Here is a 14,746-nt window from a genome sequence, read left to right as displayed (position 1 = left end):
TTTCGCAAGCGGAGAAAAGATAGGTAAAAAAGCCGCTCTGAACCCTGCCGTGCGGCGCACATTGCGGGCGGCGCTACGATCGGGGCGCCCGCGTTGATGCCAGACAGACAAGCCGGCAGGCATTGCGGCGTCGATTCCGTGCTAGGCGGCCTGCCTTAAACCGCGACTAAATCCCTGTGCTAGGATGCCCGCACAGATCAACTTTCAGGCAGACACATGGGGCAGTACGGCTCAGCTTACCGGGGCAAGCACATCGCGGTGCAGGACAAGGTGGACGCGCGCAACGGCGAAGTCACTTGCGTGGTCAGCATCGACGGCCTGGTTTATCCGGATTTCAGAGGAAATCCTTTCCGTTCGGTGGGGGCGGCACAGGCCACCGGCGCTGCGTTTGCCCGCGCGCTGATCGATGCCCAGCTCGACGGCGATACCATGGAACATCGCGGTTATTTCATCCGCACCAGCAGCAGCGAACAACGCGACGGCAGCTGGCTGGGCGGCTATCAATTGCATCGCAACGACAATCCGGTCCCCTTCCGCCGCGCGACTTGCGACGGCTTCCACTGCAACTCTTCCGTCGAAGCGGAAGAATATGCCGCCGGTATTGCGCAACAGGCCATCGATGCCGACATCGCTGCCGGCAAGCTATAAAGCAGGCCGGCATTCACAAAAACAGCCCGCGACCGTAATACGGCGCGGGCTGTTTTTTTCTACGATTACCTGGCCTGAGCCGCCGCCTCCAGAATCAGTTTGGCAATATCGTCCGGATGCGACAGCATCGACAGATGGCTGGACGCCAGTTCTATCGTCTTCGCCTTCATGCGCTGCGCCAGAAAGTGCTCCAGCTCCGGCGAGGTCGTGCGGTCGTTGGTCGAGATCGCATACCAGCTCGGCTTGTTGCGCCATGCAGCTTGCGTGGTGCGCGAGCTGAACAGCGTATCCGAAATACGTCCTTGCGCCGCGTACATCACGCGCGCCTTGACCGGATCGATATCACCGGCGAAGTCTCGCAGAAAAGCCGCTTCGCCAAGCTGCGCAAAGCCGCCCGCTTTCACCAGCCCGGCACTGGCCGGCGGCGTGGGAAATTTGGCCGCCAAGGCGCCGTAATCTTCGCCGGCATCCGGCGCGCGCGCCGCCACATAGACCAGCCCCGCTACCTTGGGATCATTGCCGGCTTCGCTGATCACCGTACCGGCCCAGGAATGGCCGACCAGAATCGTCGGGCCGTCCTGCAAGGCCAGAATGCGGCGCGTCGCGTCCACATCGTCGGCCAGCGAACTCAGGGGATTCTGCACGGCGGTGACGTGCATGCCGGCCTTCTGCAGACGCTCGATTACCTCGGCCCAGCATGAACCGTCGGCATAGGCGCCGTGCACCAGCACCACATTGTGGATGGCCGGCGGCGTGACGGCCGCCGCGTCCTGCGCCATGGCGTCGTGCGCGATCAATAACATGGTCACGGACGCGGCCACTGCGCTCAGCGCAGTCTTGAGAAAAGTTCGTTTGTTCAACATGGTGTTTCCTTTTTCGGGTGTATCAAATGTGGATAAAAAAAGCCGTCCGGCCTGCTTGAATTGAGGCTGTTCAAAAACGCCGGACGCACGACTCCCTCCGCTGACATCAGCAGTTGTTTCAGTCAGCAGAAATCAGTTCAGGTTTGCGGCCGGTCTGGCTCGATGGCGCGCTGTACCGGCAAGGTCGCCGGATTGTTGGCAGGACTGACGACAGCGTAAAAATAACGCCCCTGCCGCCAGTATTGCGTCAGCAGATTGCCGTCCTGGCGATTGCCGCTGCCGAAGTTGAACAGCTCGCCCGGCGGCCGCACGTAATACACCACGGCCTGGCCTTGCGGATTCTGATACAGCACCATCGCCGCAGCCCCTTTGTCGCTCGCCATCAGTCGCCCGCCGACCGGCTTGAAGCCGTAGGCGCTGAAATCCGGCAGCGGCGCCGCCTGGACGAAATGATGATTGAGCCAGTCCTGCAGCGGCGCCGATTCGCTGCTCTTCAGATCCACCGCCTGCGCCATGTCATTGCCGGCAAACATGCGGTAGGCCTGAGTGGCGTCGGCCATCGGCAGATAGGTCTTGCGCATGGACATATCGCGCATCTGCCAGCCGCCCAGCGTACCCAGACTCAGCGTCAATACCAGCGAGGCTGCGATGGCGACACGGCGCTGCGTGCGTGAGCGCAGTTCGCGGCGGATGCGGAAGGGATCAAGCCGCGCAGGCAACGCCGTTGCCGGCACCGCTTCCAGGGCCAGGCGCAGCGCTTGCGCATCCTGACGCAATTGCTCGATCTCACGCAGGGCTTCTGGATGGCGTTCGAGGTAGGCCTCAATCTTGTTGCGCAGAGTCGCGTCGGCCTGACCGTCGGCATAGGCCTGCAAATCGAGTTCGGAAGGCGTAAAGGCAGCGGAGGTATTCATTTCATGATCCGTAAAGAAGGCGCGGGTCTGAGCGATTCGCCATCAGTCAGTGCGCGCAAGGCTTTGCGCGCGCGCGACAAGCGCGACATCACGGTACCCAGCGGAATATGCAGGGTGTCGGCGACTTCCTGATACGTCATGCCTTCCACCGAGACCAGCAGCAACAAGGCGCGTTGTTCGGCGCTGAGCTTGCCGAAATCGGTCAGCGCCGAGCGCGACATGGCGACCTCTTCTGCCGAGGGCGCCAGCGGCTCCGGCTCGCTGCTGAAAAACGCCAGCAAGCCGGCATAACGCTTGGCCCGCCTCTGGCCGTCGAGAAACTGGCGGAACATGATCTGAAACAGCCAGGCCCGCAGATCGCCCTCTTCATTGCGCCGCTCCCTGCGCGACAGCGCTCGCTCCAGGCAAGACTGCACCAGATCGTCGGCGCTGCTGTCCTGCCGCGTCAGCGACAAGGCGAAACGCCGCAAGCGCGGCAGCAGCGCGCGCAGATCGTCGTCGGTGAAGTCTTTGCTCATGGATAGATGATGGAAGCCGGTTAATTCGTTTGTGCACAGTAAGACGAACCAGCCGTCGGCTTATTCCCTGCCGATGAAAATATGTGCAGGCAGCGCCGGCAAAGCGAAACATGCTGCGGGGAAATACATGACGAACAGGCTAGTTGGACTCATGCTGCCGCCAGCTTAGCGGATAGCAGGAATGAGCGCTGCGGGGAGGCGGGAGGAGCAAGGCGACACGGAGAAAAGTGCGCCAGAGAAGATGACGACGCGGCGACCGGTCATGATTCATGAGCCGGTCGCCCTGCTGCACAGTCACGCAGACGAGAGATGGATCAGAAGTTGTAGGTCGCCTTCAGCCAGGCATTGCGCGGATTGCCGTAGGTGTAGCCGTTGTAACCGCCGAGGCCGGTGTAGTAGTACTTGTCGCTCAGATTCTCAATGTTGAGCGACATGCTGAACTGCTTGCTGAAGTCGTAGCGCGCCATCAGGCCGATCAGCGTCAGGCCGCCCTGCGTTGCGCGTTTGAGGCTGTAGGTTTCGTCGTAATAGATGCTGCTCTGATAGTTCAGCGTGCCGCCGATGGTGAGCTTGCTGAGGGCGCCCGGGAAGCGATAACTGCCGGCCAGGCGGAACATGCGTTGCGGATAGGTCGGGTTCATCAGCACGTTCTTGTTGCTGAACTTGGACGAGTAGGTATAACCCGCCATCAGTTGCAGACCGCTCGCCACTTCGCCCGAGATAGTCGCCTCGAAGCCCTTGGTGCGCGCACCCTTCACGGCGCGATACGGTGTCGTGCCGTCCGACAGCAAGGGCGCGCCGCTGTCGATTTCGGTGGCATTGTCTTCCTCGGTCTGGAATACCGCGAAACTGGTATTGAGCCTGCCGTCGAGATGCTCGCCCTTGATGCCGAGTTCGGTATTGGTGCCGCGTTTGGGCGAAATGATCTGGCTGCTGGAATCGCGTACGGTGTTCGGCTGGAAGATATCGGTGTAGCTGGCATAGAGCGAGAAGTCCTTGCTGACGTCATAGACGATGCCGGCATACGGCGTGAAGACTGCGCTTTCCGTTACCGGCTTGACGTTCACCAGCGCACCGTTGGTGCCGTTGGTCCAGACGCGCTGATAGGACTTGTTGTCGTACCAGGAAAAGCGTCCGCCGACCAGCAGCGAGAGCGTATCCAGCGGCTTGAAGCGCGCTGCGCCGTAGAGCGCCTTTTCCTCCGCGTCGCCGCCGAATTTATTGAGCGGATTGCTGAAGTTCGGCTGCGCCACGGCGCCCAGATTGAAGATATTGACCGCGCGCCGGTCGAAGGCGTTCAGCACCGCGCCATCGTTGCTGTAGTCGTAGTGATACTGATTGATGTTGAAACCGGCCACCGCTTCATGTATGCGGCCGAACAACGAGAACGGCCCGGTGGCGTAGACGTCGAGCGACTTGTTGGTGCTGTCGGCCGGATTGTTGGCGACCTGCACGGTGCCGGTGTTGGCGCTGGCGCTGATATTGGCGGGATACAGCCACAGGTCGGCGCTGTAGCGCTCGCGCTTGTTCCTGGCGTAAGCGGCGTCGACCTTGAGGTGCCAGCCGCTGTCGAAGCGCTGATCGAGGTTGACGAAGGCGCGTTCGGTCGTCATGTTCCAGGTGCTCCACGGCGCGCTGGAATTGAACGAGCGCGGCAGATTGGTGGCCGTGCCGTTGGCGTAGAACAGCGGACTCTGACCGAAGTTGGCGCCCTTGATCGCGGTACGTTCGTATTCATAGCCTGCGGTCAGCAGCGTGTCGCGTGAAAGATCGGCTTCGACGATGCCGTAGAACACGTCGTCGCTCTGTTTCTTGTTATCGATGAAGCTGTTGCCGTCGGCATGCGAGGCCACCACGCGGCCGCGGACGGTGCCGGCGGCGTTAAGACTGCCGCCCAGATCGGCTTCGGTGATGTAGCGGTTCCACGAACCGATGCCTGCCGTGACATGTCCGGAGAATTCGCTGGTCGGACGCTTGCGCACCAGGTTGATGGAGCCGCCCGGTGAACCCGAGCCGTTGAGCAGGCCGGCGGCGCCGCGCACCACTTCCACGCGATCATAGAAAGCCGTATTGATCATGCTCGACTCGCCCGCCACGGAATTGAAGGCCAGCGTCGGCACGCCGTCGATCATGGTGTTGAGCGCAAAGCCGCGTGACGAAAACGTGACGCGTTCATCCAGACGATCCGCCACGATGCCGGGCGTCTGGCGCAGCACGTCGACCAGGGTCATCAGATTCTGGTCCTGAATCTGCTGGCGGCTGATCACGCTGACCGACTGCGGCGTTTCGCGCAGCGACAGGTTCATCCGGGTGGCGGCGCCGGTGGCGCGCGTGGTGTAAGAGCCGCTGCCCTCGGTGACAGCGCTCGCTTCGGCGGCGCCGACCACGGTCACCGCCGGCAAGGCGCCATCGGCGACGCGGTTGTCAGCACCAGCGATCTGTTTTCTCAAGGTGTAGGTGCCGTCGTTGCGCACCACGATTTCCAGCCCGCTGCCGGCCAGCAGACGCGCCAGTGCATCTTTGGGCGCCAGCGTGCCGGACACGCCGGGACTGTTCAGCCCCTCCGTCAGCGCCGGTTCGAACGACAGCGCGATGCCGGCATCCAGCGCGAAGGTAGACAAGGTCTTGCCGAGCGGCCCGGCGGGAATGTTGTAAGTCTTGGCGGCGGCATCCAGGCTGCCGGCGGCGTAGACCCGGTCACTCCAGGCGGCGCCTGCGCTCAGCGCAGCCAGCAACACGCTGACCAGGACTTTCTGACGAAAAAGGGGGCGCTCGCCCGGGGCGGCAACAGCATCTGGGAATGGCATGGAAGATCGATCCTTGATATTGGTCAATGAGGGTTTCACTCCCCTTGCCAGCCAGGATCGGAAAAAGTATCACTGCAATTGAAAATATTGTTTGTAGGGCCGGACGGGTGCCAGCGCAAGACGATCAAACCATCAGGCCCGTGGAATCAGCGTCACCCAATAGCCGCTGAAACGCTGCACTGCGCTGACCGGATAGGTGGACACCAGCATGCTGAGAACGCGCTCCGGATCGTCCAGCGGAAAGGTGCCCGAGATCAGCAGATCGGCCACTGCCGGATCGCAGTGCAAGACCCCGCTGCGATAACGTCCCAGCTCGGCGGCAAACTCCGCCAGCCGCATGCGATCGGCCAGCAGCATGCCATGCGCCCAGGCTTCGTCGTCGCGCGCGCTGATCTGCTCCGCCTCGATGGCGGAGGCGCTGAAGCCGGTCTTTTGTCCGGCCTGAATGATGCGGAATCCGCTCGGCGGCATCTTGCGCGGCGCGATGCGCACCGCGCTTTCGAACACCGCCAATTGAGTTCGGCCCTCCTCCTGACGCACGCTGAAGCGCGTGCCCAATGCTTCCATCCGCCCTTCGGCGGTTTCCACATAGAAGGGACGGCGCACGGCGGCGGTGTCGGTCGCCGTCTCGATCATGATTTCGCCGCAGCGCAGACGAATCAGACGGCGCTGCGCGTCGTAGCTGACATCCATTGCGCTGGCGGTATTGAGGATTACGTGCGTGCCATCGGCCAGACGGATTTCGCGGCGCTCGCCGATGGCGGTACGCTGATCGGCGCTCCATTGCTGCCGGTCGAACAGACGCCAGCCCAGCCAGGCGGCCGGCAAGGCCGCCAGCAGTCCGGCCAGCTTGGCCACCGCCTTGCGGCGCCCGGCGCGATCCAGTTGCGCCGGCCTGTCCAATACCGGCATCGCCAGCTCCGCAGGCAGGCCGCCCAGTTTGTTCATCAGCAATTCGGCACGCGCCCAGGCTCTGGCATGTTCAGGGCTGGCCTGCTGCCAGCGTGCGCAGGCGCGGCGATCTTCGTCGCTGACATGGCTGGCGTTGAGTTGCATCAGCCATTCGGCAGCCTGATCCAGCACCTTGGGATCAATGCTGTGGGAGAAGCGGGTGGAAACCGAGGTACCCATATTCAATCGACCAGCGTCAGGCAGGCGAGGAAAGCCTGCTTCATGTGGCGCTTGACGGAAATCAGCGAGCAATTGAGCTGAACGGCGATCTCTTCATACTTCAGACCTTCGATCTGCGACAACAGAAAAGCCCGTTTGACTTTGGCCGGCAGGCGGTCGAGCATGGCGTCGATCTGGCACAGGGTCTCGAGAATGATGTGCTGCTGCTCGGGCGACGGCGCCTCGGGTTCCGGCAGACGCGCCAGCGCGTCGAGGTAGGCATGTTCCAGCGCCTGGCGCTGATACCAGTTGATCAGAATCCCACGCGCAACGGTGGTCAGATAGGCGCGCGGCTCCTTGATGTCGCTCACGCTGCGCCCGGCCAGAATGCGCGCAAACGTATCCTGCGCCAGATCAGCGGCATCGAAGGCATTGCCCAGTTTGTGGCGCAGCCAGCCTTGCAGCCAGCGGTGGTGGTCGCTGTATAAAGTGCTGACTTCCTGCTGCAAAGCTGAATCGGCGGCCGGCACGCTGCCCTCCTGTGGTCCGGTGAACGATGGCCGACCGTCGCGGCTCATCAAATGAGAATGGTTTTCATTATAGTGGTTTTAGTATTTTTTCGATATTTGCTTAATTTTTGTTATCGACTTACAACAGCACGCCATACGACGCGGTTGCGGTCGCTCAGGCTGATGTCATTTTCCGGATGCGGGATGCAGCGCTCCTCTGCGGCAACATTGCGGAAAGCCCGGACCGCAAGTATGATCGCGGGGTTTTGGTGCTCGCGGCCATGTTCCTTGGCCGCAGTTAAACGGGAAACACGCGCTGCAATTGGGTCACCGGGGCGATCAACGTGTGCTGTCCCCGCAACGGTAAAACAGGCGCCATGCAGGAAGTTCTGCATGGCAGCTTGCCTCTGAAGTCCACTGTGTTTGCTTGAACATGGGAAGGCGAGGCAATCGGCCCTGTTAGCCCGGATACCGGCCAGAACGGATGGAAGCGAGCGACCGGGGTATGTCGTGAACTGCGAAGCACTGCATACTGCATACCGAACCGAGCATCCGCCGCTGTCCCCGCCCGCGTCCTGTTAATTCATGACTTCCCGGCCGCGGGCCGTCGCCTCTTGCCGTCCGGCGCGCGTCCTGCACGTCTTGGCTTTTCACTCTCACTCTGGTTTGCCCGTTTCCTTTGATCACAGCGCGCGGGGATGCGCGCCGTACATAAACAGATCGCCATGCCATTGCATGGACCTGGCGGTCGCCAATGGGAATCAGGGAAGCTCACATGAAACACTCCGCATCATTGCGCGCACTCAAAGTGCGGCGCTTGTCGACCGCGCTCGCCGGCGCCTTCGGCACCTTCGCCGCATGCCATTTCGGCGTCGCCCCGGCTCAGACCGCCGACGATACGGCGCTGCCGGCAATCACCGTCTCGGCCCAGGAAATCGGCGTGCTGAAAGCGCCCTCCACTGCTGGCGGCCGCCTTAATCTGACGCCATTGGATACGCCGGCCAGCGTCACCGCGATCTCCGGCGACACCATCCGCGAGCGCGGTTATCAGACCTTGCTGGACGCCGAAACGCGCGCCCCCGGCATCACCTCGGTGCCATTCTCGGGCAATGGCAACAACTCGCTGTCGGCGCGCGGTTTCTACGGCCCCAATTCGATTTCGCAACTGTACGACGGCCTGCAGCTGTACAACGCCGGCGGCGTGGTGACCTTCCCCTTCGATCCCTGGAATGTGGAACGCGTGGAGTTCCTCAACGGCCCCGCTTCAGTCTTGTACGGCACCGGCTTCATCGGCGGCGCGGTCAACGTGGTACCGAAAAAACCGGACCTGCATCAGCAGTCCAATGAAATCCAGCTCTCGGCCGGCTCCTTCGGCACCTATCGCCAGGCCTTCGACAGCACCGGTCCGATCAGCGACACCCTGGCCTATCGCCTCAACGTCAGCCACAGCAGCTCCGAAGGCTGGATGGAGCGCGGTCATAACGACAGCCTGGCGATCTCCGGCGCACTGCTGTGGAAAGCCACGCCCGATCTCACGCTGACGCTGTCCAACGACTATGGCGACATCCGCCCGGGCAGCTACGAAGGCACGCCCATCGTCAACGGCGGCATCGTGCCGGGCACGCGCTACAAGAATTACAACGTGGACGACGCCGAGGTGCGCTTCACCGAAAACCGCACCTATCTGCGCGCGCGCTATCAGGCCAGCGACAAGGTCGTGCTGAACAACGACATCTACCTGATCAAGCACGAGCGCCGCTACAAGGAAACCTATACCTTCACCTACAACCCGAGCACCGGCAATGTGGCGCGCTCCAACTATCGCGACATCGTCGGCTACCAGACCCAGTACGGCGATCACGGCTACGCCACCATCGACAGCGAAGTGTTCGGCGGCAAGAACCAGCTGGTGGTCGGTTTCGACCTCAACCGCTCGCTGTACGACCGCAACGACAACACCAATACGGCCGGCAACTTCCCCGGTTCGAGCACGGTCAATGCGCTCAATTTCAATCCCGGCGTGTTCAGTCAGGGCACCACGGCCAGCATGCGCGCGCTGTATCGCGTCACGGTTGATCAGGCCGGGCTGTTCCTGCAAGACCGGCATCAGCTGAGCGAGCGATGGGCCGTCACCGGCGGCCTGCGCGGCGACAACTACCAGACCAAACGCGACGACTTCCTGACCCTGACCAGCGCCGACGGCAATCAGAATGCGGTGTCGTGGAATACCGGCGTGGTGTTCCAGCCCATCGCCGATACCTCGCTGTATGCGCAATACGCCACCGCCTCCGACCCGGTGACCTCGCTGGCCAGCATCAGCGCGGCGCAGATGAAGTACGGCGTGTCCAGGGGCAAGCAGGTCGAAGTCGGGATCAAGCAGGCGCTGTGGGGCGATCGTCTGGAATGGACGCTGGCGGCCTACCGCATCATCAAGAACAATCTGCTGACGCCCAATATCAACAACACCGCACTGTCGGATACGGTCGGCCAGCAATCTTCGCGCGGCATCGAAGGCTCGCTGACGCTCAATCTGAACAGCGCCTGGCGGATCGAAGCCAATGCCTCCATCCTGCAGGCCCAGTTCGACGACTTCGTGGCGACGGTGGGCGGCAAGGCCACTTCGCTGGCCGGCTATCGGCCGCAGTTCGTGCCCAGGCGCACCGGCAATCTGTTCGTGCTGTGGAAACTGGCGCCGGAGTGGGAAGCCCGCACCGGCGCCCATTACGTCAGCGACCGCTATTCCGACAATACCAACCAGTCGCGCCTGCCGGCTTACACCGTGCTGGATGCCGGCCTCGCATGGAAGGTATCGCCCAAGCTGAAGTTCGACTTCCGCGTGGACAATATCGCCGACAAGGTCTACGCCGCTTCGACCTACGCCGGTACCGCGACGCAGTGGATACTGGGCCAGCCGCGCACCTTTACGGCCGCCATGAACTATGCGTTCTGAGCTGTTGAGCATGCGGCAGAACCCGCGCGCGCCAGGAAAGCGAGGAATGCAATCGCTGCGCCGGCGGCTGGGCCGGCTGCTCTGGCTGAGCCTGGCGCTATTGCTGAATCTGCTTTCTCCGGCAACTCAGGCCCAGGCTCAAACACACACCCTTAGCTTCCACGACGATGTCGGCCGCGCGCTGACGCTGAAGACGCCCTTGAAACGCGTGGTGGTGTTCAACCGCTACACCACTGAATTCGTGCGCGCCGTGGCGGGCATGCAGCCGGTGGTCGGCGTCGATATCGATTCGGCGCGCAGTCATCGTTATTGGCCGACGGTGACGCCGGCCATGCTGGCCGGGCAAGGACAGTCGAGTCCCAACTTCGAGGCCATCGTGGCGATGCAGCCGGACGCCGTCTTCTTTCCGCGCAATAGCGACTGGCAAAAAGCGGCGACCGTGCTGGGCCGCTTCGGCATTCCGGTGGTGGTGGTGACGGCCTGGGACGTGCTCAAGCATGAAGAGAACGTGACGCTGTTCGGCAAGCTGTTCGAACAAGCGCAGCGTGCAGAAAAACTCAACGCCTTCTATCGCCGCTACCGCGATCTGCTGGCGCAACGTCTGCAAGCGATTCCGCCGACGCAACGCAAGCGTGTGTATATCGAAGAGGTCGGCAATTACAGAACCCTGCTCAAGGGCTCGGGCTGGCACGACATGGTGGAGCTCGGCGGCGGCATCAATGTATTCGGCGACGTCAGCATTCTCGATCAGCCATCGGCGCGCGGCAGCGTGCAGGGCTTCAGCGTCGATCCGGAAGAGGTGATCGCGCGCCGGCCGGACGTCATCGTCAAGCTGGAGCCGGCGCAATATGAGCCGCATAGCCGCGCCTTCTCGGCGCAGGTATTGGAGACGCTGGCGGCGCGCCCCGGCTTCGAGCGCCTGGCGGCGGTGCGCAGCGGACAGGTGTATCACATCAGCTATTACCTGGCCGGCGGCTGTTCCAAGATCATCGGCGCGCTGCAGATCGCCAAATGGCTGTATCCGGAGCGCTTCAGGGACATCGATCCCGATCAGGTCATGCGCGTATGGCTGGAGGACTTTCAACAGGTGCCGGCGCCGGGCGGCTATACCGCATCGCTGGCGGAATTGCGCAAATGAACAAGGCCACCTCTCCGGCATCACGGGCGGCGCTGCTGCAGGCCATGCAAGCTCAGCGCTGGCGCAACCGGCTGGCGCTGATCTCGGGCCTGCTGTTGCTGATTGCGGCGATGACTTTATCCGGCGCGCTCGGCGTACAGAAACTCAGCATGGCGACCAGCCTGCGCGGTCTGTTTGCGCCGCTGCTGCCCTCCGCCTGGCTGGCTGATATTCCACATTGGCAAATCGCGCTGCTGCAGGAGCTGCGCTTGCCGCGCATCGTCATGGCGGTGGTGGCAGGCGCAGGACTGGCGCTGGCCGGAGTGGCGATGCAGGGCATCACACGCAATCCGCTGGTGAGTCCGTACACGGTCGGCATTTCGCCGGCGGCCGCCTTCGGCGCCTCGCTGGCGATCCTGTCCGGCGTCGGCAGTTTGCTGAGCGGCCCGTATCTGATCGTGGCGGCGGCCTTCGCCAGCGCGGTATTGTGCGCGACGCTGGTGCTGGCGTTTTCGGCCCTGCGCGGCGTCAGCGCCAGCATGCTGGTGCTGGGCGGCGTCGGTCTGACTTATCTGTTCAGCGCGCTCACTGCGAGCGTGCAGTTCGTCGCCACCGAGCAGCAACTGGCGGCCATCGTGCAATGGACCTTCGGCTCGCTCAACGGCGCGACCTGGAATGAAGTCGCCATCGCCGGCTGCATTCTGCTGATCGGCGCACCGCTGTTGCAATGGCAGGCCTGGGCGCTCAACGCCTTCGCCGCCGGCGGCGACGAGATCGCCGCTTCGCTGGGTTTTGCGGTCGGCCGCGTGCGCGCGCTGGTGACGATTGTGGCGGTGATGATGACCGCCGCCATCGTCAGTTTTACCGGCGTGATCGGCTTTGTCGGCCTGGTTGCGCCGCACATCGCGCGCCTGCTGATCGGCGGCGATCATCGCTGGCTGCTGCCGTTTTCCGCCATCGTCGGCGCGCTGCTGGTGCTGCTGTCGGACATGGCTGGTCGCCTGCTGTTTGCGCCCGTCATCATTCCGGTCGGCATCGTGGTGGCGTATGTGGGGGTACCGCTGTTCCTGCATCTGCTGCTGTCGAGCCGGCACAAGGCGATGCTGTGATGCTCGCTATTTCCCGGCTCACCTATCGCCACGGCCAGCGTCTGATTCTGGATCACATCGACCTGCAGGTCGGCGCCGGCGAGATCGTCTGTCTGGTCGGCCCCAATGGCGCCGGCAAGAGCACGCTGCTGCGTTGTATCAACCGCATTCTGAAATCCGAACATGCAGTCATGACGCTGGACGGCCATGCGCTGGAGCACATGGCACGCCGCGATGTGGCGCGCGCAATTGCCTATGTGCCGCAGCAAACCGGTTCGGCCATGGCGCTGCGGGTGCACGACATGATCGCGCTGGGACGCGCGCCGCATCGCCGCTGGAATAGCGCCGGACAAGACCGCCGCATCGTGCTCGATGTCATCGCACAGCTAGGCTTGCAAGCGCTGGCGCTGCGCTCCTGCGACGAGCTCAGCGGCGGCGAACGGCAACGCGTGCTGCTGGCGCGGGCGCTGGTGCAGCAAGGGAAATTATTGCTGCTGGATGAGCCCACCAGCGACCTCGACCTGCATCATCAGCTGGAAGCCATGAGTGCCGTGCGCGGCATTGCCGACCATCAGGGCAGCGGCGTGCTGATCGCCATTCATGATCTGGCGCTGGCCGCCCGTTTCGCCGACCGGCTGGTGATGCTGAAAGAGGGAAGCATCGTCGCCCAGGGCCACTGGCGCGAGGTACTCACACCGCACAACATCGCCGCCGTGTATGGCGTGAATGCCGTAGTCGGCAGCGACGGCGATATGCCTTACGTCATTCCGTTGCGACCAGCATGAATCCTGCACACACGAACCCGTTCAATGACAACTCCGGCAAACCGCTGATCGCCTTCGATCAGTCGGTCTATTCGTCCGGCACCACGCATGCCGGGGCGCTGCGCAATACCCTGCGTCTGGCGCAGCATTGCGAACAGCTCGGTTATCGGCGCTTCTGGGTGTCAGAGCACCACAACAATCCGGCCATCGTCGGCAGCGCACCGGAAATTCTGCTGGGTGCGCTGACGGCGCTGACCTCGCAGATCCGCATCGGCGCCGCCGGCGTCCTGCTGCCGTTTTACGCGCCGTTCAAGGTGGCGGAACAATTCAATGTGCTGGAAGCGCTGGCGCCGGGCCGCATCGATCTCGGTCTAGGGCGCTCGCCGGGCGGTGACGGCAATGCCTTTCGCGCACTCAATCCCGGCGGCAGCGGCGATCGCCTGAAATTCGACAGCAAGATTCGCGAACTATGCGCGTGGTTGCTGAAGCAGACGCCCCCTGGCGCCGCCGATGGCGATCCGGATACCGACAGCCTGGCCGGCCTCAACACCCTGCCGCACAATCCCGGCGTCGCCCAACCCTGGGTGCTGGTGACTTCCATCGAGGGTGCGCGCTCGGCGGGCAGGCTCGGTCTGGCGATGTGCTTCAACTATTCAGCGGAGCAAAGCGTCGGCATTCTGGAACCGGCTTTCGATGCTTACCGCAGGGCGTTCCGGCCCGGACCGTTTCTGAGTGCACCGTATTCGGCGCTGATGTTCTTCGCGCTGGCCGCCGATACCGATGAACATGCGCGCTACCTGTTCAGCTCGCGTGGCCTGTGGCGCACGCGTCTCGATCAGGGCCTGCGCGAACCGCTGGCATCACCCGAGATTGCGGCGGCCTATCCCTATTCGGCCGAACAGCGCAGCAGAATCGAAGGCCAGCTCGAGCGCAATCTGGTCGGCAAACCGCAAGACCTCATGCAACGCATACACCGGCTGGTGGCACAGGCCGGCGCCGATGAAATCGGCATGAACTGCTGGACGTTCTCGCTGCAAGACCGTTTGCGCTCGTTTGAATTGCTGGCGGCGGCGCATCGGAACACGAACAGCAGGACGGCAGCGGAAACCGTTTCAGGCGCGCACAGATGATATCCGCGAGACGCCCCCTGACTTTGTTGCCGCCCCCGCTTCAACATGTCGCGAGAAAAAATGGCGCGCGACAGCTGCGACAAATCGTCGCAGCCCCCACCGGCATCAAAGCCGCCGCGCTAGCATGTGCGGCCTTTTGCGCTGCATGGTGTCGCAGCTCAAGGCTTGCATTGCGGACAGACTCGACGAAACATTTGTTTTTGCAACAGTGTTGCATTAAAATGCGAGCCTGCTGTTTTTTTGCACGCATCAGCGTCAAGCCGCCGCCCGCCGTTTCTGCATATGCACAGGCATTAGCCTGCACGATACAGCCCGACAAAAAATCTAC

At 62.7% G+C, this 14,746-nt stretch carries 12 protein-coding genes and 1 riboswitch; of the genes, 6 read left to right on the top strand and 6 right to left on the bottom strand.

The features are described from left to right. Window positions 1-216: 216 nt before the first annotated feature. Window positions 217-648 (top strand): hypothetical protein, encoded by a 432-nt coding sequence (locus tag PQR62_RS07050; protein WP_408156215.1) that lies wholly within the window; start codon window positions 217-219, stop codon window positions 646-648. A gap of 65 nt (window positions 649-713) precedes the next feature. Here the strand turns inward: PQR62_RS07050 and PQR62_RS07045 are convergent, their stop codons facing one another. The 6 genes from PQR62_RS07045 to PQR62_RS07020 all read right to left on the bottom strand — a co-directional run bounded on the left by PQR62_RS07045 (window position 714) and on the right by PQR62_RS07020 (window position 7,390). Next, window positions 714-1,511: an alpha/beta fold hydrolase gene (locus tag PQR62_RS07045; protein ID WP_408156213.1), complete on the bottom strand. Its 798-nt coding sequence runs from the start codon at window positions 1,509-1,511 to the stop codon at window positions 714-716. A 137-nt stretch (window positions 1,512-1,648) separates the two neighbouring features. Then, complete coding sequence (locus PQR62_RS07040) at window positions 1,649-2,425, bottom strand: anti-sigma factor family protein (RefSeq protein ID WP_408156211.1); 777 nt, start codon at window positions 2,423-2,425, stop codon at window positions 1,649-1,651. After that, the gene (locus PQR62_RS07035) at window positions 2,422-2,943 is read right to left on the bottom strand and encodes an RNA polymerase sigma factor (protein WP_408156209.1); all 522 of its coding nucleotides are present in this window, start codon (window positions 2,941-2,943) and stop codon (window positions 2,422-2,424) included. The genes PQR62_RS07040 and PQR62_RS07035 overlap by 4 nt, the downstream gene beginning before the upstream one ends. 314 nt (window positions 2,944-3,257) lie before the next feature. Continuing rightward, the gene (locus PQR62_RS07030; protein ID WP_408156207.1) at window positions 3,258-5,750 is read right to left on the bottom strand and encodes a TonB-dependent siderophore receptor; all 2,493 of its coding nucleotides are present in this window, start codon (window positions 5,748-5,750) and stop codon (window positions 3,258-3,260) included. A 132-nt stretch (window positions 5,751-5,882) separates the two neighbouring features. Then, window positions 5,883-6,881 carry a FecR domain-containing protein gene (locus tag PQR62_RS07025; protein WP_408156205.1) on the bottom strand — a complete coding sequence of 333 codons (999 nt, stop codon included), beginning with the start codon at window positions 6,879-6,881 and terminating at the stop codon, window positions 5,883-5,885. A 2-nt stretch (window positions 6,882-6,883) separates the two neighbouring features. Further along, the gene (locus PQR62_RS07020; protein ID WP_408156868.1) at window positions 6,884-7,390 is read right to left on the bottom strand and encodes a sigma-70 family RNA polymerase sigma factor; all 507 of its coding nucleotides are present in this window, start codon (window positions 7,388-7,390) and stop codon (window positions 6,884-6,886) included. 229 nt (window positions 7,391-7,619) lie between these two features. After that, a riboswitch (cobalamin riboswitch) is annotated at window positions 7,620-7,863 on the top strand. A 281-nt stretch (window positions 7,864-8,144) separates the two neighbouring features. Between PQR62_RS07020 and PQR62_RS07015 the strand changes: the two genes are divergently transcribed. From PQR62_RS07015 to PQR62_RS06995, 5 genes are read left to right on the top strand one after another with little or no spacing between them, the layout of a single operon-like run. Next, on the top strand, window positions 8,145-10,319 hold the full coding sequence (locus PQR62_RS07015) for a TonB-dependent receptor (protein ID WP_408156203.1): 2,175 nt from the start codon (window positions 8,145-8,147) through the stop codon (window positions 10,317-10,319). Between the two features lie 46 nt (window positions 10,320-10,365). Further along, entirely contained in the window at window positions 10,366-11,457 is a 1,092-nt protein-coding gene (locus tag PQR62_RS07010) for an ABC transporter substrate-binding protein (protein WP_408156201.1), read from the top strand. Continuing rightward, entirely contained in the window at window positions 11,454-12,545 is a 1,092-nt protein-coding gene (locus PQR62_RS07005; protein WP_408156199.1) for a FecCD family ABC transporter permease, read from the top strand. The genes PQR62_RS07010 and PQR62_RS07005 overlap by 4 nt, the downstream gene beginning before the upstream one ends. Beyond that, window positions 12,545-13,309 (top strand): ABC transporter ATP-binding protein, encoded by a 765-nt coding sequence (locus PQR62_RS07000; protein WP_408156197.1) that lies wholly within the window; start codon window positions 12,545-12,547, stop codon window positions 13,307-13,309. Before PQR62_RS07005 ends, PQR62_RS07000 begins: the two co-directional genes overlap by 1 nt. Continuing rightward, window positions 13,306-14,418 (top strand): LLM class flavin-dependent oxidoreductase, encoded by a 1,113-nt coding sequence (locus PQR62_RS06995; RefSeq protein WP_408156195.1) that lies wholly within the window; start codon window positions 13,306-13,308, stop codon window positions 14,416-14,418. The genes PQR62_RS07000 and PQR62_RS06995 overlap by 4 nt, the downstream gene beginning before the upstream one ends. The last annotated feature ends 328 nt before the right edge of the window (window positions 14,419-14,746 follow it).

It is taken from the genome of Herbaspirillum lusitanum (assembly GCF_046025995.1).
Classification (GTDB): domain Bacteria; phylum Pseudomonadota; class Gammaproteobacteria; order Burkholderiales; family Burkholderiaceae_D; genus Herbaspirillum; species Herbaspirillum lusitanum_A.
Note: the sequence above shows the minus strand (reverse complement) of the source record. Positions and strands in the feature narration are given on the sequence as shown.